We start from the raw sequence: 18474 nt of genomic DNA, 5'->3' as shown, positions 1-18474 counted from the left end.
GGGCGACGGATCTCGGACGAGGAGATGAAGCGGATCAACCTGGAGCCCAACCGCTTCCGCGGGGACTGGAACTACGTCATCCGGCCGCATCGCCCCCGAGTCCCACGGACAACTTGAGCCATTTATTTATTAACGGCCCCTTACACGGCGCGGAAGGGCGACCGGCTGGTCAACCGCGTGTCACGCCTGACCGTCAGGGGGATGCGGGCGGGGGAGGAGCGGGTGCTGCTCGACGACATGCCGGGCGCGCCCATCCACGACGGCTGCCGCCTCCGCTTCGGTCCCGACGGGAAGCTTTACGTGACGATGGGGGACGCCGCCGCCCCGCGGCTCGCTCAGCAGCGCGACTCGCTGGCGGGGAAGATCCTTCGCATCGAGCCCGACGGCACCGTCCCCGGCGACAACCCGTTCCCCGGTTCACCCCTCTGGTCCCTCGGCCACCGGAACCCGCAGGGGATCGCGTGGGACGCTGCGGGCCGGCTGGTCGCCGCCGAGCACGGGCCGTCCGGGCACGACGAGATCAACGCGATCCTCCCGGGGCGCAACTACGGCTGGCCCGAGATCACCGGCCGGGGTGGCGAGCCCCGCTACGTGGACCCGATCCTGGAATCCGGCCAGAAGACATGGGCGCCCTCGGGCATCGCCATCCTCGGCCCGGCCCTCTACGTGGCCTGCCTGCGGGGCCAGCAGCTCCTTCGCGTCGAGCTCACCCCCGACCTCCGCGCGGGCCGCGTGACGGCGCTGCTGGAAAACCTGTACGGGCGGTTGCGGGCGGTGGTCGCCGGGCCCGATGGCGCCCTCTACGTGACGACCAGCAACCGGGATGGCCGGGGCTCGCCGGCCCACGACGACGATCGCGTCCTCAGGGTGCGGCCATGACGCTCTGGTCGAGCGCCTGATGCTCCGATGCCAGCCGCCTCCGGAGCCAGGAGCCGATGGCTAGGTCCCCGTTTCGGGCACCGTCATCACCTCCAACAGGTGGCCGTAGGGGTCCTTGAAGTAGAACCCACGCCCGCCCCGGCGGGTGTTGACCTGGCCGTCGGAATGGCTGTCGGGCCCGCTGCCGTAGGGGATCGCCTTGGCCTTCACCCGGCTCCAGATCGCCTCGAACTCCGCCTCGCTGACATGGAACGCGTAGTGATGGCCCTGACCCGTCCTCGGGGCGACACCCGGCCCACCCCGCGCTTCTGGCTCGTCCGCAAAGTCGAGAGTCAGGCTCTCATTGACTTGCACTTGCGTGAAGTAGCCTGGGCCCGGCTTCACCGTCAAACCGAAGATCTCGGCGAAGAACCGGGCTGAGGCGGACTTGTCCCTCGCGGGCACGATGGTATGGTCCAAACGAATCGTCATGGTCGGCCTCCCGGTCGTCTGGTCTTCTGGCCATTGGGATGCCGCGCGCGCCGGCGGGGGATTCACATCCCTGGCTCACAGATCCGGCCTCAGCGTCCCAGAGAAGCCCGGAGCCGCGCGAGCGCCTCGTCCTACTGGCCGGCGATGTGGTCGAGCCAGCGGCGCGCCTCGTCCAGGCGCGCGGGCTCGACCTCCCAGACGCTGTCCCGCCCGATCCGAGCGCCCCGCACCAGTTTGGTGCCCGCGAGCACGTGTAAGTGCTTCGTGACGGCCTGGCGGGTGACGTGCCTTCCCGCGGTGAGCTTCACGATGGACGTGGGTCTGCCCGTGCACAAGCGGGCGACGAGCCCCAGCCTCGTCTCGTCCCCCAGCGCGGCGAAGACCGGCGCCGCCCCGGCGAGGACCCCCGTCCGCCATCGCCCGACGGCGGCGCCCCTGCCTCTGGCGGGCCGCTCGCTGAGCCGACCGGTAGGCCTAGCCCGCCGTGCGGACATGGCCCTCGATCGCCTGCATCTGAAGCGTCCAGCCTTCCCCGTTCATCCGGTACGCCTGCGCGCGGCGGGCGAGGGGGACCTGGTCGAAGCCCGACTCCACGACGGTGAGCAGGGTGCCGCCCGCGACCTCCTCGAGCTCGGATGTCACCAGCGTCGTGGGCTCGGCCGAGTAGTCGACGCCGGGCTCGATGGCGGCCGGGTGCCATCGCCAGGAGGACAACCGCTCGGGCTCCATCCGCTCGATGGTCTCCCAAGCCAGGTGGCTGGCGGCATTGGAGCCGACTCTGGTAGACTCCTGGCAGCCGGCACCCCCCGCTGGCCGAAGGGGGCAAGTGATGACGGACGACGGAATCACACCCAAAGCTGGCTCACCGGGAACCGAAGGGCACCGGCCCGGCATCCCACGTGGCCCGCTGTTTGACGCCTTGCTGAACTCGACACGACACCTCATCAGGATCCGCCGACCTGACTGCCGCGGTGGTCATCGCTCGGTCACGGAGGGCACAGACGCGTTGCTTGAGACTCCTTGACAGCGGGAGGAGCGAACAATCATGGACTTCAGGAAGTTCCTTGTGAAGCGGGCGGTCGCGTGGCTGATTCTCGGTCTGATTGGGGGAGGGGTCGCCGCTGACTGGTGGGAACGTCAGCGAACTGCAGGCGTTATCTCTGATCTCAAGGAGCGGCAGGCTGACCGGCTGAAGGAGGTCGAAGGGAAGATCACACAGCTCACAGAGCAACTGAAGGCTGAACGCCACCGGCGGGAAGCGCTGGAGCGTGTTCTCGCCGAGACTCGCAAAGGCTCCTAGGCAGGCGGTGGTGGGGGTGGATAGGCGAGGTGGCGTGAGTGTTCGACGTCATCTGCGGCCGACCGGACTGTCTGCAGCTGTTCTTCCTGTGCCGGGTGTCTGACCGCGGGCACAAGGGGCGGCGGCATACCGAAACGCCGGGATCGAACAGAGATGGAGATCGAACTTGACCCCGGGTGCGCCGAGGGAAACGACTAGTCACCCAACGGCCGCCATCCCCTTCTCTTGACACCCCGCTCAGGCCGTGACGAGAGTGGCATCCGGCCGATAGCGCCAGCCCTTGCGCTCCCGGCTCAGCGCTAGATGAACGGGCCGCGGCTTCCGGTCATCGGCCGCCACCTGCGCCAGGACGTCTACCGTGTAGTCACTCACCGGGGCCTCCTTGGCCACCATCAGCCGGAGCAACCGCTCGGCCGCCAGGCCCATCGGCATCTTCCCGTGTTCCCAGCGGGAGACGGTCTCGGCGGTGCTCCCGATGCGCCGGGCGAAGTCCGTCCCGGCCCACCCGAGGTACTTCCGCAGGTACTTGATCTCGGCCGGCGCCAAGCGGGCGCGCTTGCGGATGAGCGCCCCGGCGATTGTGCGGTGGAGCTCCTCGATGGCCGGGATGGCGACCTCCGTCTCACCGCACTTCTGGCAGCGCCTCACCTCCACGCTCGTCAGGGTGACGTGGGGCAAGCCGCTTGCCTCATAGCGCCAATTCTCCCTCCGTGCCTTCATCCGCTCCCCGCACACCGTGCATGCCATCACCGTCCAATCCTCCATGCGGTCACCACTACCAACTCCGTTTCCGGTCTGAACGCGATCACCACGCAGATGGTGTTCGTCTTCACCCGGTACCGCCAGCTTCCCCGTTCCAACTCCCCGGGTTCCACAACACCTCCCCGGAGGACATTGGTGCAATCCACCGTGGTGAGCTTGTCCTTCCGCATCTCGGCAAGCGCGTGGCCGGAGAAGCTCACCGTTCCGGCCTCGAGGATGCGGAGGATAAGGCGCTTGGCGGTCCCGGTCTCCAAAATGACGCTCCAGGTTTCAGGAAAAGTCTGGCATTTCCTCAAACCTGGAGCATAAGACACCAACGAAAACACTTTGGTGGCCCAAACGGGATTCGAACCCGTGTTTCAGCCTAGCCCAGGCCTCTAAGCGTTCCGTCGCGGAGCTGGAAGCGCTGGATCTTCCCCGTCGCCGTCTTCGGGAGCTGGTCGACGAAGACGTACCAGCGCGGGTACTTGTACCGCGCGAGCCGGCCCTTCACGAGTGCGGTCAGCTCCGCCTCGAGCTCGGGGCCAGGCTTGAATCCCTGCTTGAGCACGACCACGGCCTTCGGCTTGACGAGCTGGTGCTCATCCGGCGCCCCGATCACGGCGGCCTCCAGCACCGCCGGGTGCTCGACGAGAACGTTCTCGATCTCGATGGGCGACACCATGGCGCCCCCGACCTTCAGCATGTCGTCGCTCCGCCCCACGAACCAGTAGATGCCCTCCCCGTCGCGGCGGACGGTGTCGGAGGAGAGCATCCACTTGCCGAAGAACGTCGCCTCATTCTTCTCGCGCCGGTTGGCGTAGCCGGCGAAGACGCTCGGCCCCGCGATCATCAGCCGCCCGGCCTTCCCGTCGGGAACGTCGGTGAGCGCGTCGTCGACGATGCGCAGCTCGTAGCCCGGCACCGGGACGCCGATGCTCCCTGGCCGGTTCATGCCGGGACGCGTCGTGCAGAAGCCGTGGATCAGCTCGCTGGAGCCGAGCAGCTCGAGGATCTCGACACCGAACCGGTCGCGCCACTCGTGGTAGATCGGCGGCGGCAGCGCCTCGCCACCGCTCCAGCACATGCGAAGCGACCCGAGGTCGTAGGTGCGCGCGGCGTCCTTCACCTGCAACATCGCCGCGTACATCGTCGGCACGGCGGCGAAGATCGTGGGCCGGTAGCGGTGGAGGATGCGGAAGAGCTCGTCCGGCACGGGGCGGCGCGGATTCAGCACGGTGGCGGCGCCGTTGGCGAGCGGCATGTACATGTTGAGGCCGGTCCCGTACGTAAAGAAGAGCTTGGCCATACAGAAGATCGTGTCGGCCTCGCCGAGCGCCATCACGTGGCGCGGGAAGTACCAGGTCCCGGCCATGAGCGTGGCGTGGGTATGCATGACCGCCTTGGGCTCACCGGTGCTGCCCGACGTGTAGGCCCAAAACGACCAGTCGTCCCGGGCCCGGGGCTCTGGGTCGAGGACCGCCGTGGCGCGCCCGATCAGCTCCGCATGGGAGAGGTAGCCGGACGGCGGCGACCCCAGGATCACGACGTGGCGGAGGTACCGGAGGTTCGCGCGGACCTTGAACAGGTTCGCCGCGACCTCCTCGTGCGCGATCACTACCTTCGCCCGCGAGTCGTTCAGCATGTACTCGTACGACGCTGGGCCCAGCAGCGTGTTGAGACAGATGGGGACGGCGCCGATCTTCACTGCGCCGAGGAAGGCCGCGAGGTATTCCGGGGAGTCGAGCATGAGGAGGCCAACGCGGTTCTCGATCTCGACGCCGAGCTCCCGCAGCAGGTTACCCGAGCGGTTCACGAGGGACTGGAAGTCCGCGTACGTCCACGTGGCGCCCTCGAAATGGATCGCGGTGCGCCCGCCGCGCCCGGCGGCGACGTGCCGGTCCACGATCCACTGAGCGGCGTTGACGTGCGCCGGAAGCTCGAGCGTGTCCATGGTCATGGTCCCTGCGCCTCCTTCAGCATGCGCCAGACCGTGTCCGGCCAGAGCGGCAGCGAGGTGACCGGGATGCCGAGTGGCGCGAGCGCGTCCGCCACGGCGTTGGCGACCGTCACCGGCGCCGCCATCGAGCTCGCCTCCCCGATGCCCTTCGACCCGAGGACGGTGTTCGGCGACGGCGTCTCCACGTGGTCCATCCCGATGTCGGGCGCCTCCATCGCTGTCGGCATCAGGTAGTCCTGGAGGCTCGCGGTGAGGTACTGCCCGCTCTCGTCCCATCGCATCTGCTCCCAGAGCGCGCCCGAGATGCCCTGGACGGCCGCGCCCTGGACCTGGCCGCGCACGTGCGCCGGGTTCAGCACGGTGCCGCAGTCGTGAACCGTGTAGTACTCGAGGACGCGCACCACGCCGCTCGCCCGGTCGACCTCGACCACGGCCAGCTCGGCACCGAAGCCGTACACGTTCTGCGTGTTGGCGCGGTCGTCGTCCAACGGCGGCCGGGAGGTCGGCAGGTTGAAGGCGTAGGTCGCCTGGAGGTTCGGCTCCATGCCCGCCGGCAGCGACGTCTGGTTCCAGTGCGCGATCCCGGCGATCGCCCGCAGGGCAAGCGCGGTGTGCGGCGCGCCCCGCACGACGGCGGCGCCGTCCTTCCACTCGACGTCCTCCTCGGCCACCTCGAGCACGTGGGCGGCGATCTTTACAGCCTTGGCCCGCACCTGGCGGGCGGCCATAGCGTAGGCGCTCGAGCCGACCGAGGAGAAGCGCGACGAGTACGAGCCGGTGGTAATGCTCCAGACCGAGGCCAGGGTGTCGACCTCGGCGTGCACGGTGATGCGCTCGATCGGCACGCCGAGCTCGTCGGCGACGATCTGCGCGATGATCGTTTCGTGGCCTTGGCCCTGCGGCACGCTCGTGGCGAGGACGACGACGTCGCCGCTCGGATCGACCCGGACCGTCCCCACGTCCCCCGAGCCCGACATGGCGCGCCGCTGCGTGCGCTCCTCCGGTGATTTCGCGAGCGTGATGTACCCGATGTTCGTCACGCAGGGGTCGACGATCGTGGCGAGGCCGATCCCGAACAGGCGGCCCTCGGCGCGCGCCGCCCGTTGCCGGGCGCGCAGCTCATCGTACCGCGCCAGGGCCAGGAGCCGGCGGAGGCACTCGGGGTAGTTGCCGCTGTCGTACTCGCCGCCGGTGGCCGTCGTGTACGGGAACTCCCCCGCCCCGATGAAGTTCCTGAACCGCAGTTCGGCTGGGTCCATGCCCAGCCGGGCGGCGATCGTGTCCATCGTCCGCTCGAGAGCGAAGTAGAGCGGGTGGCCGCCGTACCCGCGCACGGGGCCGGTGAGCGACGTGTTGGTCATCGCCGCCGACAGGTCGAGGGCGACGTCGCGGATCCGGTAGGCGCCGGTCATTGCGCTGAAGCGCGCGAACAGGTCGGCCGGTTCCGGTGTCCGGATGTAGGCGCCCACGTTGTCGATGTTGCGCGTGCGGAGGGCAAGCACGGTGCCGTCCTTCCGCACGGCCGCCTCCATGTACGTCACGCGGTCGGCGTGGCTGGAGCTGGCGGTGAGTGCCTCGCGGCGGTCCTCGATCCACTTCACCGGCACGCCCGCCTTCATCGCGGCCAGCGCAAGCAGCACCATGTACGGATACATGCTCGACTTGAGGCCGAAGCCGCCACCGATGTCGCCGGGCACGATGACCCGCACGCGGTTCTGCCGCAGGCGGAGGGCGCGCGCCATGACCGTGTGGATGATGAACGGTCCCTGGAAGTTCGCGCGAACGGTGAGGAGCCCGGAGGCCGCGTCCCAGCTCGCGAGGATGCCGTACGTCTCCATCGGAAAGTGGCTGTACCGCGGGAACCGGTAGCGCTCGCGCACCACGAGGTCGGCCTCGGCGAACGCGCGGTCGACGTCCCCGAAGCTGAACCGCCGGCGCACGGCGAGGTTCGTGCCGAGGTTGTCGTGGAGGATCGGCGCGTTCGGGGCGAGGGCCGCCTCCTGATCGACGACGGCTGGCAGGGGCTCGTAGTCGACCTCGATGGCGTCGAGGGCGTCCTCGGCAAGATACCGATCCCGGGCGACCACGACGGCGACGGGCTCGCCGACGAAGTGCGCGGTGCCGACGGCGCAGCTCCAGTAGGGCACGGGGCCGGTGATGTTCATGAACGGATCCGACCGCTGCCGGACATCCTCACCGGTGAGCACCGCGATGACGCCCGCCATCGCGAGCGCGGCCGAGACGTCGAGACGGCGGATGTCCGCGTGGGCGTGCGGGCTGCGCAGGATGGCCGCGTGGTGGAGGTTCGCGATCTCCACGTTCGCAATGAAACCGCCGCGGCCGGTCAGGAGGCGCCGGTCCTCGAGCCGCTTGACCGACTGACCGACCCACTTGCCGCCGCTCACCGCTCGCCCCCCTCGGGGACGGCGCCGAGGCGAGCCGCGTCTTGCACCGCCTCGACGATCTGCTGGTAGCCGGTACAGCGGCAGAGGTTGCCGGAGAGCGCTTCGCGGATCTCCGCGATCGAGGGCCGCGGGTGGCGGGCCAGGAAATCGTAAGCGGTGATGATCATGCCTGGCGTGCAGAACCCGCACTGCAGCGCGTGGTGGTCGTGGAACGCCTGCTGGAGGGGATGGAGACTGCCGTCCGTCGTGAGCCCTTCGACAGTGCGGATCTCGGCGCCGTCGACCTGCACGGCGAAGGCCAGGCACGCGCGCGCGGGGACGCCGTCGACGAGGACGGTGCAGCTCCCGCACACGCCCTGCTCGCAGCCGACGTTGACGCCGAGGGCACCGGCGTCCTCGCGGAGGAAGTCGGAGAGGAGCTTGCGGGCCGGGACCTCGCGCTCGACGGGACGGCCGTTGACGCGCATGCGAACGAGACAGGTGTCCATACTCACCGGCCCTCCTGGAAGCGGCCGCGCGCCTGGACCAGCGCGCGGCGGGTGAAGGCCTGCGCCATCTCGCGGCGGTACTCCGCGGAGGCGTGGAGGTCGCTCCCGGGATCGATGTCGCCCGCCACCGCCGCGGCGGCGGCGTCGATCCGGCGGTCATCCAGGGGATGGCCGAGCAGCCCGGCCTCGGCGCCCGCCGACCGCACCGGCACGCCCGCCACCCCGCCGAGCGCCACCGCCGCCTTCGTGCACCGCCCGGCGCCGTCGACCTCGAGGACGGCCGCGACGCAGACGATGGCGAAGCCGCCGTGCCGCCGGTTCAGCTCGGTGAACCCCCAGCCCACGCGCGGGCCGATGCGCGCGAAGCTGACGGCGGTGAGGATCTCGCGGCGGTCGAGCGCGACGGTGAGCGGCGCCCGGAAGAACTCCGCCGGCGCGACGACGCGGGTCACGCCGGGTCCCGCCACCACCAGCTCGGCGTCCAGCGCCGAGGCGACGACCGGCAGCTCGGACGCTGGGTCGGCGTGGGCGAGGCTGCCACCGATCGTCCCGCGCGTGCGGCTGGCGTAGTGCCCGACGTGCCGGAGGGCGTCGACGAGGAGGGGACAGCCGTCGCGGACCACCGCGGAGGTCTCGACGGCCGCCTGGCGTGTCATTGCGCCGATCTCGATGCGCTCGCCCACGGCGCGGATGGACGCGAGTCCGTCCACGCGGGCCAGGTCCACGAGGTGCTGCGGCCGCGCGAGACGGAAGTTCATCATGGGAATGAGGCTCTGCCCGCCGGCGAGCAGCTTCGCCTCGGGCAGCGCCCCGAGCAGCGCGAGCGCCTCCTCTAGCCGTCTTGGCGCGTGGTAGGCGAAGGGGGCGGGCTTCATCAGCCCTCCGGCTCCAGGAGGACCTTGCCGCGGTTGCGGCGCTCGGCGAGGTAGGTGACCGCCTGGCGTGCCTCGGCGAGCGGGTACACGCGGTCGATCGGTGGCAGCAGCCGGCCGGCCTGCATGTGGCGCAGGATCGCGTGGAGCTCGTCGATCGTGCCGAGGTTCGTGCCGATGATGCGCAGGTTCTTCGAGTACACGTGGCGCAGATCCACGCGGCCCCAGTGGTCGGCGTGGGACCCGATCGTCACGAGCTTCCCGAGCCGGGCCAGGCAGTAGACGCTACGCTCGAAGGTGTCGGCGCCGATGTGTTCGATCACGAGGTCGACGCCCCGCTTGTCGGTGAGCCGCTTCACCTCCTCCACGAAGTTGTGCGTGCGGTAGTTGATGACCTCGTCGGCGCCGACCGAGCGCGCGAAGTCGATCTTGTCGTCGCTGCCCACGGTCGTGATGACGCGCGCGTGGCAGAGCTTCGCGACCTGGATGGCCGTGCTGCCGACGCCGCTGCCGGCCGCCTGCACGAGCACCGTCTGGCCGGGGTCGAGCCGTGCCTGGGCCACGACCGCGTGCCACGAGGTGAGAGTCGTCATCGCGGAAGCGGCCGCGTGGCGGCCGGAGACGCCCTCGGGCAGCGCGACGACGTTGCCCGCCGGCACCGCGACGTACTCGGCCTGCCCGCCGTCCCGGGCTGCCCCGAGGTACCCGTACCGGAGGCACACCGTGCGCTCGCCACGCCGGCAGTACTCGCACCGGCCGCAGGAGAATCCGGGGAAGACGACGACGCGCTGGCCTTCCGCCACCCCGGCAACCTCGCGCCCGACGCGGGCGACCCGCCCGGCGGCGTCGCAGCCGTTGACGTGCGGTAAGCCGAGCGGCGGCGGGTAGCGGCCGTCGAGCAGCAGCAGGTCGACGTGGTTAAGCCCGCACGCCTCCACGCGGACGAGGACGTCGCCCGGCCCCATCTGGGGGTCCTGGTAGTCGGCGCAGAGGATCTTGTCGGTGCCGCCGTGTTCCTTGAAGAACGCCGCCTTCATGCTGTCTCCTCCGTGCCCGGGCGCCGCAGAACCCCGTTCTTCACCATCTGGTCCGCGACCGCGTCGAACGTCGCCTTGCGCTCCTCGTAGCCGAGGGCACGCTCCGCGTAGAGGTTCTTCGGCCAGGGGAACCGCTCGGCGGCCTTCGCGTAGAGCCGGCTCCAGAGCTCGGGGATCAGGGCGACGAGCGGGTTGTAGCGGCTCTCCGTCCGGTAGCTCCGGAGCTCCTCGACGTTGATGATGGCCGCCGCGTAACTGACGTTGACGCCGTCGACCTCGCACATGATCTGGCCACGGTAGTTGATGATCATCGACTTCCCGCCCGCACCCCCCGTGGCCGACGGGGTCTGGTCCTCGGTCGAGAAGTACTTCGGGCCGTTGTTCGGGGACACGACGTAGCAGCAGTTGTTCAGCGCGTGCCCGCGGTTCTGCAGCTCCCAGTACCCGAGAGTGGTGTGGAACTCCACCTGGGTCGCCCGGTAGATGATCTCGGCGCCGTTCATGGCGAGCAGCCGCCCGGACTCCGGGAAGCGCCCCTCGTAGCAGATGAGCGTGCCGATCCGCCCAATCGGGGTGTCGGCCACCGGGTAGAACGACTGCAGGCCGTCGCCGACCTTCGACGTCCACGCGTCGTGGACGTCGAACGGGGTCGTCGTTCCCTCGGCGATGAACACCCGGCTCTTGTGGTGCTTGTGAATGATCTCGCCGGAGGGCGAGATGATGAAGGCGGCATTGAAGAACCGATCCTTCGCGATGCTCGGCTCCAGGACTTTCGCCTGCGCGATGATGTAGACGTCCCACTGCTTGGCCTTCTCGGCGAGCAGGGCCGTCTCCTCGCCCGGCACCTCGATGGCGATGTCGCGGCAGATCGTCTGGTGGTCGAGGCGCGCGTGCTCGTCGTAGAACCCCTGCAGCGCCCCTTCCGGCAACGCGATCAGCCGCGTCGGGTACTCGATCTGGCTGATGTACATCGCGGCGTCGATCTGCCGTCCGAGGTGGGCGATGTTGTGCTTGATGTCCCGCCGGTGCTTGCAGCCGTACGTGGCGGTCTGCAGTGCGAAGGCCAGGTAGGGCTTGATCATGGAGCGTCTCCTTTGCGACCCGGGCGCCGCGCCGCCATCAGAGCGCGGCCTCGCCCGACGGTTGACTGGACCGCGTCCCGAGCTTCAGGGCGATGGACGCGGCGGCGGCCGTCACGATGACGGCCAGGAGGACGAGGGAGGCCGGGCGCGTCACGAAGATCTCGAGCGTGCCCCGGGAGAGGATCAGCGACTGCCGGAACGACAGCTCCATCATCGCGCCCAGCACGAGGGCGAGGACGAACGGGGCCGGCTCGAAGCCGCCCCGGCGGAGCACGTAACCGATGATCCCGAAGGTCGTCATCGCGACCATGTCCCAGACGTTGTTGTTCAGGCTGTAGGCACCCGCGAACGTGACGACGAGGATGGTCGGGAAGAGAATCCGGTACGGCACGCGAAGCAACTGCGCGAACAGGCCCACCAGGGGCAGGTTCAGCGCGAGCAGCATCGCGTTGCCAACGTACATGCTCGTGATGACGCCCCAGAAGAGATCGGGATGCTTCTGGACGAGCAAGGGACCAGGCCGCACGCCGTGCATCATGAGCGCGGCCAGGATGAGGGCGGTCACCACGTTGAACGGGATGCCGAGCGTCAACAGCGGCACGAACGCCGCCGCGGCCGCCGAGTTGTTCGCCGCCTCCGGCCCAGCGACCCCCTCGATGGCGCCGCGCCCGAAGCGCTGCGGGGTCTTCGACAGCCGCTTCTCGACGGCGTAGGAGATGAACGACGCCAGGATCGCACCGCCCCCGGGGAGCAGACCCAGGAAGAACCCCACGACCGAGCCCCGCGCGATCGGCGTGCGCGCGGCCCGCCAGTCCTCCCGCGTCGGGAAGAGCTGCGACAGCCTCGAGGAGAAGACCGCGCGCTCCGGTGGATCCTTGATGTTCGCCAGGATCTCGGCGATGCCGAAGAGCCCCATGGCCACGACGATGAAATCGATCCCGCCCTGGAGGTAGCTGCTGCCCAGCGTGAACCGCTCCTCGCCGCTCACAGTGTCGATCCCGACGGTGCCGGCGATCAGCCCGGCGATGACCATGACGAGGCCCTTGACGGCCGACCCCTGCGCCAGCGAGACTGCGAGGCCGAGACCGCCGACGAAGATGAGCAGGTACTCCGGCGGGCCGAAGGACAGGGCGACGGCGGTGAGCGGGCCGGCGAGCAGCATGAGGCCGATGACCCCCAGCGTCCCCGCCGTGAACGATGCGATGGCGCATATCCCGAGGGCCGCTCCCGCCCGACCCTGGCGCGCGAGGCGGTAGCCGTCGATGCACGTCACGACCGACGCCGCCTCGCCGGGGATGTTGACCAGGATCGAGGTCGTCGACCCGCCGTACATGGCACCGTAGAAGATGCCCGAGAGCATGATCACGGCGCCGACGGGATCGAGAGAGAGGGTGGCGGGAAGCAGGAGGGCGATCGCCGCGGGGGCACCGAGGCCGGGCAGCACGCCGACCAGCGTGCCCATCAGGACCCCGAGGAAGCAGTAGAGCAGGTTGACCGGCGCCAGCGCGACGGAGAACCCGTGGAGGACATCGGGGAGGAAGTTCACCGTCGGTATCTCACCGGCCGACTAGCTCCACAGCCCGCGCGGAAACGGGATCCGCAGCGCATACGCGAACACGAGGTAGGCGACCAGGGTGATCAGGGCGGCGGTCACGGTCGCCGGGAGCCAGCGCTTCAGCTCCACACCGCGAAAGATCACAACCAGGAAGACCAGCGTGGCGACGACAAACCCTAGGTACGTGAGCAGCACCGGGTACACGAGCAGGTCTGCGGCGACGACCAGCACCGCCCCGGGCGGAACGTGCGCGGTGGCCGCCGGGACGGTTCTCGTGCGCCGCACGCCGCGGACGAAGAGCACCGCGGCCGGGACGGCGAGGGCGATCCCGAGCACGAGCGGATAGAATCCTGGCCCGGGCGCCAGCGCCGTGCCGACCGAGAGCCGGGCCGCAGCGACGCACACGACGCTGGCGAGCGCGAGGAAGGCGGCACCGCCCACCACGTCGGACCACGCCGCGCGGTCCGGCGTCACGACCCGGCCGACTCCTTGAGAAGCTTCTTGACGAGCGCGTCCTCCTGCTCGATCCACTGCCCCAACTCCTCGCCGCTCGCGTAGGCTGGCGTGACATCAAGCTTCCCGGCCGCCGCGAGGAAGTCGGGGTCATTGATGATCTTCGCGAACGCCTGCCGGAGGAAGGCCACCCGCTCGGGAGGCGTGCCGGCCGGCGCCGACACGCCGATCCACACCGAGAACGGGATGTCGTACCGCGCCTCCTTGAACGTCGGCACGTTCGGCAGCTCTTTCACCCGCGCCGGCCCGGTGATCGCGAGGACCCGGGCCTTGCCCGCCTCGACCTGGGGCGCGATGCTCGGCACGACCGTCTCCGCGGCATCGACGTGGCTCCCGAGCAGGGCGGCCGTCGTCGGGCCGAAACCCGTGTGCGGCACCTGGGTGAGCCTGATCCCGGCGGCGCGATGGAACATCTCCATGGCGATGCGGACGAGCGATCCGGGCGCCAGCGTCGCGACGCTGAGCTGCCGCTTCTTCGCGTCGGCGACGAACTCCTCGATCGTCTTCCAGGGCGAGTCGGCGCGGACAGCGAGCACGTAGGGCGAGCGCGAGACACGGGCGATCGGGACGAAGTCGCGGTACGAGTAGCTCACCTTCGTCTGGTTGGGCTTCACCGTCGTGTCGCCTGGCGACGGCAGGAACAGCGTGTAGCCGTCCGCCTTGGCCTTCGCGGCATACGTCGCCCCGATCGCACCACCGCCGCCAGGCTTGAACACCACGACGAGACGCTGCCCGAGGTGCTTCTGCGCCGCCGACGCGAGCGCTTGCGCGGTGCGGTCGGTGGGCCCACCAGGCGGATACGGCGAGACGATCTCGATCGGCTGGCTCGGGAAGCCGTCTTGCCCGAGCGCGGACCTGGCCCCGACGCCGGCGACCAGGGTGATCATCAGGGCGGACACGACACATCGGTTCATGCGCCTCTCCTCCGCAAGATGGCTACATCTTGCCGTCTGGAGTCCGGATGGGACGGCCGCGGTTGATGGTGAACGAGACGTCGAGCTTCCGGAGCCCGATGGCCAGGTTCGTGGACTCGCCCCAGCGAGGGAGGAAGTAGTCGGGGTACTTCCCGACAATCTCCTCGAACGCGCGCTGGGCGCCCGCCTCGGTGAGGTCGGTCGCGCCCGGGTCAAGGTGCCTCTCAACGACGCGACGGTAGTTGACGAGCCAGTCCTTCGATTCCTCGAGGAGCTCGGTCCTCCCCGGCTGCCCGTGGCCGGGCAGCACTCGGTCGACCGAGTACCGCGCGGGAAAGGCCTCGATCATCGCGATCCAGTCGTCGATATGCCGCTCGCCGACCCACGGATGCTTCTTGCTGTCCACGACGTCGCCGGTGAGGAGAACGCGGTCCTCCTCGATGTGGACGACGGTGTGGGCGTTCGCCTCGGCCGGGCCCCACTCGTCGACGTGAATGGTGAGGCCCCCGAGCCGGAGGGTCAGCCGGCCCGTGAACACGACGGTCGGCCAGACGAGCTCGTCCTCCCGGGGAATCCGATCGCCGTAGAGCCGCTCCCATCGCTCGCGCCGGGGAAGCGCGGTGAGGCGCAGGTCCTCGGCGACCGAGCGCGCGGTGATGAAGCCCGCCCGCGGAAAGGCCGCCCTGAACACCGTGTTGCCGTACCAGTGGTCCGGATGCGCGTGCGTATTGATGACGTAGCGGACATCGCCGCTCGTCGTCGCGCGGATCCGCTGCAGGACCTCCTCCGCGAACGGAAGGTGCAGCTGGGTGTCGACCACGACGACGCCCTCGCCGGTCTCGAAGAAGTGGCTGTTGACGCGAAGCCCGGTATCGGGCGCAGCCCACGACTGGTAGCGCATGCGGGTATCCCTTCCTCTCCTCAGCGAGAGTCCACGGAAGGTGCATCGGCCGTGACGCGACCTCGGTTTGCGCCCGCCGCGCCGGCGCGCAACGCGGCCACGTAGTCGGTGATGGCGTCGGCGAGCGGGTAGCGCGGCTGGTAGCCAAGCTCCGCCGCCGCGCGGTCGATCGCGAGCGTCGCCGGCATCGGTGGCGTCATGCCCGTGCCGTCCCGGCGCACGACCCGGAGGCCCGGGAGCAGCCGGCCGAGTACGTCGGCGCACTCCGCCATCGATGCCGCGCGGCTGCCCGCCACGTTGAAGACGGACGAGGCCGGCGCAGGGTCGACAAGACACGCCAGCGCGGTCGCGAGGGCGGCGTCCTTCACGTAGACGAGTGGCCGTGCTGCCTCCGGGCCCCAGAGGCTGACCGCGCCGGCTCGCACGGCGTCCTCGAAGAAGCTGCGGAGCTCCGTGGCCGCACCGGCGCTCGTCGCCTGGCGCGGGCCCGGTCCGAAGGTGGCCCCGTAGCGAAGGGCGACGAACTCGAGCCCGTGCAGTTTCCGGAACACGTGGCCGGAGTGTTCGACGAAGAGCTTCCCGGCGCCGTAGACCGTGGTGGGGCTGCACGGGTGCTGCTCGTCGATGGGGTCGTACCGCGCCGGGCCGTACACCGCAATGCTGCTCGCGACGACGACGCGGCGGATGCCGAGCGTGCGCGCTGCGTCCAGCACGTTCAGGCTTCCCCGGATGTTCACCTCGGCCGCCCGCAGCGGATCGTCCTGCGCCGACCGCTGGAGCACCGCGGCCAGGTGGACGATGCGGTCGATGCCGAAATCCCTCAGCACGGCGAGCACCGCGCCGCGGTCCGTCACGTCGCCCGGGACGACCAAACAGCCGCCGGGGGCGGCGCCGCCGGGCGGAGTGAACGGCTGCGTGTCGAAGACGATGGGGTCCGTGCCCATCGCCCGCAGGGCCTCGGTCGCGTGCATGCCGATGAGACCGGACGCGCCGGTGACGAGGACGCGCACCTCAGGCCTCCGCCCGCAGGCCGTCAACGAGGAAGTCGGCAAACTGCTCGGCGACCTCCACCGACGAGAGCGGCCCCTCCGGCCGGTACCACTTGCCAATCCAGTTGATGGCGCCGAGGAGGGCAAAGCCGGCGATCTTGGGGTCAACCTTCCGAAAGGCGCCCTGGGTCACGCCCTCGCGGATCAGGTCGCGCACCCCGCCCTCGAACCGGTCGCGCGCAGCCACGATCTTCCGCCGCCGCGCCCGGCTGATGCTCTCAAGGTCGGTGATGATTACCGAGCCGTAGATCTCCTCGGTGATCCCACGGATGTGCGAAGTCAGCACCTCGCGGAGACGGACGTCCGGCGGCAGGCGGCTCGCGCGGCTCTTCCGGAGGGCGCGCAGGCTTACCTCGATGCAGCGGAGATGGCACTGGTAGAGGAGGGCGTCCTTGTCTTTGAAGTAGTAGTAGAGGCTGCCCTTCGTCATTCCCAGACGCTGGGCGATCTGCCCCATAGTGGTGCCGGCCACGCCCCGTGCCCGCAAGACCGAGCCCAGCCCGCGGAAGATCTCGGTCCGGCGGAGCTCGGCGCGGCTCCGCCGCGGCGACGGCAGCCGGCCCCGGGATCCCCAGCGTTCAATTTTTTCACCCATCGTTTGAAACCGTGGCCGGGATGATATCCTGGAGGCACCCCCAGGGTCAAGGCTCACTGACGATCGTTGGTCTTTCGACGCGGGCCGCGACGTTTCACCAACCTCGACACACCTTTATGGGCGTGTTGTGCGTGGCGCCCACGGCCAGGCCTTCCCCGCTCTGGAGGAATCGGAGCGGCATCATCTGGGCCCTGGGCGGCAGCTCACCGATCTCGTCGAGGAAGACCGTGCCGCCGTCCACCCCGGGGGAGGAGCGCCCTCTTTGATCCCGACAGCGCCGGTCGAGGCGCCGCGCTCATGCCCGAACAGCTCGCTCCGCAGGAGCTCGGGCGTGATGTCGGCGCAGTTGATGGTCCGGTATCCGCGCCCGCATCTCCGGCTGAGGCCCTTGATCGCGCCGGCCACGAGCTCCTTGCGGGTGCCGGACTCGCCCCGGATCAGAACCGGTAAGTTGGACGAGGCGAAGTCCTCGATGTCCCGGAGCAGCGCCTGCATCCCGACGCTCCGGCCAATGATCCCGTGAAAGAGGGGGCAGCTCTGCTCCCGCCATCAACGCCCAGCCCCGCCCCGTCGGCACCTGCCCGGCGGACGGGTACAGCCGGATCGACACGACGCAGATCTACGCCAGCATCCGGCCGCCGCAACTCGAGCATGCGGTGGCGTTCTACGAGGACAAAGCGGTGCGAGTGCGGGCCGCGTAGGAGCGTAAACTGGCGCTCCAGGTTCAGGAAGTGTCGGGCATTCCTCAAACCTCGAGCATAGAACACCAACGAAAACAGTTTGGTGGGCCCAAGGGGATTCGAACCCGTGTTTGGCCGCGGCCACGTTTTCGCCACGCTTTTCAATGACTTCTGCGCTGAGCGACTCGGACGCATTCGACGGGGCTCAAATACGCCGTCGAATCAACTCGGCATTCACGCTCTCCATCATCAGGGAGCAGAGTCGCATGGTGCGCCGAACTACGCGCTGGGCGGCGCGGAGCGAGTCCGCTCGAGGGCGACGATATCTGGTCGCGTGGTGATCATAGGTCCTCGGGCCGCAGGCCGGTGCGCTTGGCGATCCTGGCCAGCATCCGTGGCCCGATCTCTTCGTCGTCGTGAAACGCGAACACGAAATCCGGCCAGTCTGGGCGGGAGAGCGTGCGATGGGAGCCGGACTGACGTTTGACCGTCCAGCCGATCCTCAAGAAGGCCGCCAGCACCCGTCGAGCACGGGTGCTCGGCCAAGCGCTCATGCAGCGTTGAAGGAGATACTCAGCAGATCCGGGCCGGCCTCACCGTGTTCGAGCCGTTCGGCGATCACCCTCAGGGCAAGAGCCTGGACCTTTGCCAGGGCGTTAGGCTGCGTGTCGCCATACGCGAGGACACCAGGGAGGTCAACGACTTCGGCCAGCCAGCGGCCGTCATCCTCCCGCTCGATTTCGACCTTGAACGTAATCAACGGCTCAGGCCCTTTCGACGGCCGGCATACGACAACACCGGCGGGTGAGTCCCATGGGAATCTACATAGCCCTACATATGAGGTCCAAGATACCATATGTTGTCAGAAGTCCTGCTGGGCGTTCGACTTGTGGTGTCACGGCCGGTGGGGGAAGGGGGTATCTACTTCCGGCGGCGGGAGGATGGCGGAAACATCGGAATTATCGGGCGATGCGGATCGACTTCCCCGCGTGGAGAGGGGGCATGTCGGCGGCCGGCCGGCGTCCCCGCGCG

The 18474-nt window shown here is 69.3% G+C and carries 21 protein-coding genes and 1 pseudogene; 2 read left to right on the top strand and 20 right to left on the bottom strand.

From position 1 onward, the window contains the following. Positions 1–177 precede the first annotated feature (177 nt). Positions 178–879 carry a PQQ-dependent sugar dehydrogenase gene (locus tag HYV93_24890; protein MBI2529210.1) on the top strand — a complete coding sequence of 234 codons (702 nt, stop codon included), beginning with the start codon at positions 178–180 and terminating at the stop codon, positions 877–879. A 60-nt stretch (positions 880–939) separates the two neighbouring features. On the opposite strand, the gene HYV93_24885 is transcribed toward HYV93_24890, so the two are convergent. From HYV93_24885 to HYV93_24875, 3 genes are all read right to left on the bottom strand, one after another. Beyond that, positions 940–1350: a VOC family protein gene (locus tag HYV93_24885; protein MBI2529209.1), complete on the bottom strand. Its 411-nt coding sequence runs from the start codon at positions 1348–1350 to the stop codon at positions 940–942. Between the two features lie 131 nt (positions 1351–1481). Next, positions 1482–1844, bottom strand: coding sequence for a helix-turn-helix transcriptional regulator (locus HYV93_24880; GenBank protein MBI2529208.1), 363 nt, complete (start codon positions 1842–1844; stop codon positions 1482–1484). Next, a complete protein-coding gene (locus HYV93_24875; protein MBI2529207.1) occupies positions 1825–2244 on the bottom strand; it encodes an SRPBCC family protein in 420 nt (139 codons plus the stop codon). The genes HYV93_24880 and HYV93_24875 overlap by 20 nt, the downstream gene beginning before the upstream one ends. Positions 2245–2395: 151 nt before the next feature. Here HYV93_24875 and HYV93_24870 point away from each other — a divergent pair, with 151 nt between their 5' ends. Beyond that, positions 2396–2650 carry a hypothetical protein gene (locus HYV93_24870; GenBank protein MBI2529206.1) on the top strand — a complete coding sequence of 85 codons (255 nt, stop codon included), beginning with the start codon at positions 2396–2398 and terminating at the stop codon, positions 2648–2650. A gap of 237 nt (positions 2651–2887) precedes the next feature. On the opposite strand, the gene HYV93_24865 is transcribed toward HYV93_24870, so the two are convergent. The 17 genes and pseudogenes from HYV93_24865 to HYV93_24785 all read right to left on the bottom strand — a co-directional run bounded on the left by HYV93_24865 (position 2888) and on the right by HYV93_24785 (position 18199). Further along, the gene (locus tag HYV93_24865; GenBank protein ID MBI2529205.1) at positions 2888–3397 is read right to left on the bottom strand and encodes a type II toxin-antitoxin system MqsA family antitoxin; all 510 of its coding nucleotides are present in this window, start codon (positions 3395–3397) and stop codon (positions 2888–2890) included. Continuing rightward, complete coding sequence (locus tag HYV93_24860) at positions 3397–3666, bottom strand: DUF4258 domain-containing protein (protein ID MBI2529204.1); 270 nt, start codon at positions 3664–3666, stop codon at positions 3397–3399. The genes HYV93_24865 and HYV93_24860 overlap by 1 nt, the downstream gene beginning before the upstream one ends. 110 nt (positions 3667–3776) lie before the next feature. Beyond that, positions 3777–5351, bottom strand: coding sequence for a benzoate-CoA ligase family protein (locus tag HYV93_24855; protein MBI2529203.1), 1575 nt, complete (start codon positions 5349–5351; stop codon positions 3777–3779). Beyond that, positions 5348–7756, bottom strand: coding sequence for a xanthine dehydrogenase family protein molybdopterin-binding subunit (locus tag HYV93_24850; protein MBI2529202.1), 2409 nt, complete (start codon positions 7754–7756; stop codon positions 5348–5350). Before HYV93_24850 ends, HYV93_24855 begins: the two co-directional genes overlap by 4 nt. Further along, on the bottom strand, positions 7753–8244 hold the full coding sequence (locus HYV93_24845) for a (2Fe-2S)-binding protein (protein ID MBI2529201.1): 492 nt from the start codon (positions 8242–8244) through the stop codon (positions 7753–7755). The genes HYV93_24850 and HYV93_24845 overlap by 4 nt, the downstream gene beginning before the upstream one ends. Positions 8245–8246: 2 nt before the next feature. After that, complete coding sequence (locus HYV93_24840; protein ID MBI2529200.1) at positions 8247–9119, bottom strand: xanthine dehydrogenase family protein subunit M; 873 nt, start codon at positions 9117–9119, stop codon at positions 8247–8249. Continuing rightward, positions 9119–10153 carry a zinc-binding dehydrogenase gene (locus HYV93_24835; GenBank protein ID MBI2529199.1) on the bottom strand — a complete coding sequence of 345 codons (1035 nt, stop codon included), beginning with the start codon at positions 10151–10153 and terminating at the stop codon, positions 9119–9121. Before HYV93_24835 ends, HYV93_24840 begins: the two co-directional genes overlap by 1 nt. Continuing rightward, positions 10150–11235, bottom strand: a complete 1086-nt coding sequence (locus HYV93_24830; GenBank protein ID MBI2529198.1) for a hydrolase — start codon at positions 11233–11235, stop codon at positions 10150–10152. The genes HYV93_24835 and HYV93_24830 overlap by 4 nt, the downstream gene beginning before the upstream one ends. 37 nt (positions 11236–11272) lie before the next feature. Beyond that, complete coding sequence (locus HYV93_24825) at positions 11273–12781, bottom strand: tripartite tricarboxylate transporter permease (GenBank protein MBI2529197.1); 1509 nt, start codon at positions 12779–12781, stop codon at positions 11273–11275. A gap of 21 nt (positions 12782–12802) precedes the next feature. Next, positions 12803–13264, bottom strand: a complete 462-nt coding sequence (locus tag HYV93_24820; GenBank protein ID MBI2529196.1) for a tripartite tricarboxylate transporter TctB family protein — start codon at positions 13262–13264, stop codon at positions 12803–12805. Then, on the bottom strand, positions 13261–14217 hold the full coding sequence (locus tag HYV93_24815) for a tripartite tricarboxylate transporter substrate binding protein (protein MBI2529195.1): 957 nt from the start codon (positions 14215–14217) through the stop codon (positions 13261–13263). Before HYV93_24815 ends, HYV93_24820 begins: the two co-directional genes overlap by 4 nt. 22 nt (positions 14218–14239) lie before the next feature. Beyond that, on the bottom strand, positions 14240–15118 hold the full coding sequence (locus HYV93_24810; protein ID MBI2529194.1) for an MBL fold metallo-hydrolase: 879 nt from the start codon (positions 15116–15118) through the stop codon (positions 14240–14242). 20 nt (positions 15119–15138) lie between these two features. Further along, entirely contained in the window at positions 15139–16128 is a 990-nt protein-coding gene (locus HYV93_24805; GenBank protein ID MBI2529193.1) for an NAD(P)-dependent oxidoreductase, read from the bottom strand. A 1-nt stretch (position 16129) separates the two neighbouring features. Beyond that, positions 16130–16639 carry a TetR/AcrR family transcriptional regulator gene (locus HYV93_24800; protein ID MBI2529192.1) on the bottom strand — a complete coding sequence of 170 codons (510 nt, stop codon included), beginning with the start codon at positions 16637–16639 and terminating at the stop codon, positions 16130–16132. Between the two features lie 217 nt (positions 16640–16856). Continuing rightward, a pseudogene (locus HYV93_24795) lies at positions 16857–17257 on the bottom strand (sigma 54-interacting transcriptional regulator). Positions 17258–17783: 526 nt separating this feature from the next. Beyond that, positions 17784–17996 (bottom strand): type II toxin-antitoxin system HicA family toxin, encoded by a 213-nt coding sequence (locus HYV93_24790; protein ID MBI2529191.1) that lies wholly within the window; start codon positions 17994–17996, stop codon positions 17784–17786. Then, positions 17993–18199 carry a type II toxin-antitoxin system HicB family antitoxin gene (locus HYV93_24785; GenBank protein MBI2529190.1) on the bottom strand — a complete coding sequence of 69 codons (207 nt, stop codon included), beginning with the start codon at positions 18197–18199 and terminating at the stop codon, positions 17993–17995. Before HYV93_24785 ends, HYV93_24790 begins: the two co-directional genes overlap by 4 nt. Positions 18200–18474 lie beyond the last annotated feature (275 nt).

The organism is Candidatus Rokuibacteriota bacterium (assembly GCA_016188005.1).
Taxonomy (GTDB): domain Bacteria; phylum Methylomirabilota; class Methylomirabilia; order Rokubacteriales; family CSP1-6; genus UBA12499.
Note: the sequence above shows the minus strand (reverse complement) of the source record. Positions and strands in the feature narration are given on the sequence as shown.

Coding starts and splice junctions, on each gene's coding strand:
- HYV93_24845 (MBI2529201.1), bottom strand. CDS start 8,244: ATGGACACCTGTCTCGTTCGCATGCGCGTCAACGGCCGTCCCGTCGAG.
- HYV93_24815 (MBI2529195.1), bottom strand. CDS start 14,217: ATGAACCGATGTGTCGTGTCCGCCCTGATGATCACCCTGGTCGCCGGC.
- HYV93_24875 (MBI2529207.1), bottom strand. CDS start 2,244: ATGCCGGGCCGGTGCCCTTCGGTTCCCGGTGAGCCAGCTTTGGGTGTG.
- HYV93_24855 (MBI2529203.1), bottom strand. CDS start 5,351: ATGACCATGGACACGCTCGAGCTTCCGGCGCACGTCAACGCCGCTCAG.
- HYV93_24885 (MBI2529209.1), bottom strand. CDS start 1,350: ATGACGATTCGTTTGGACCATACCATCGTGCCCGCGAGGGACAAGTCC.
- HYV93_24840 (MBI2529200.1), bottom strand. CDS start 9,119: ATGAAGCCCGCCCCCTTCGCCTACCACGCGCCAAGACGGCTAGAGGAG.
- HYV93_24880 (MBI2529208.1), bottom strand. CDS start 1,844: ATGTCCGCACGGCGGGCTAGGCCTACCGGTCGGCTCAGCGAGCGGCCC.
- HYV93_24865 (MBI2529205.1), bottom strand. CDS start 3,397: ATGGCATGCACGGTGTGCGGGGAGCGGATGAAGGCACGGAGGGAGAAT.
- HYV93_24830 (MBI2529198.1), bottom strand. CDS start 11,235: ATGATCAAGCCCTACCTGGCCTTCGCACTGCAGACCGCCACGTACGGC.
- HYV93_24790 (MBI2529191.1), bottom strand. CDS start 17,996: ATGAGCGCTTGGCCGAGCACCCGTGCTCGACGGGTGCTGGCGGCCTTC.
- HYV93_24870 (MBI2529206.1), top strand. CDS start 2,396: ATGGACTTCAGGAAGTTCCTTGTGAAGCGGGCGGTCGCGTGGCTGATT.
- HYV93_24810 (MBI2529194.1), bottom strand. CDS start 15,118: ATGCGCTACCAGTCGTGGGCTGCGCCCGATACCGGGCTTCGCGTCAAC.
- HYV93_24835 (MBI2529199.1), bottom strand. CDS start 10,153: ATGAAGGCGGCGTTCTTCAAGGAACACGGCGGCACCGACAAGATCCTC.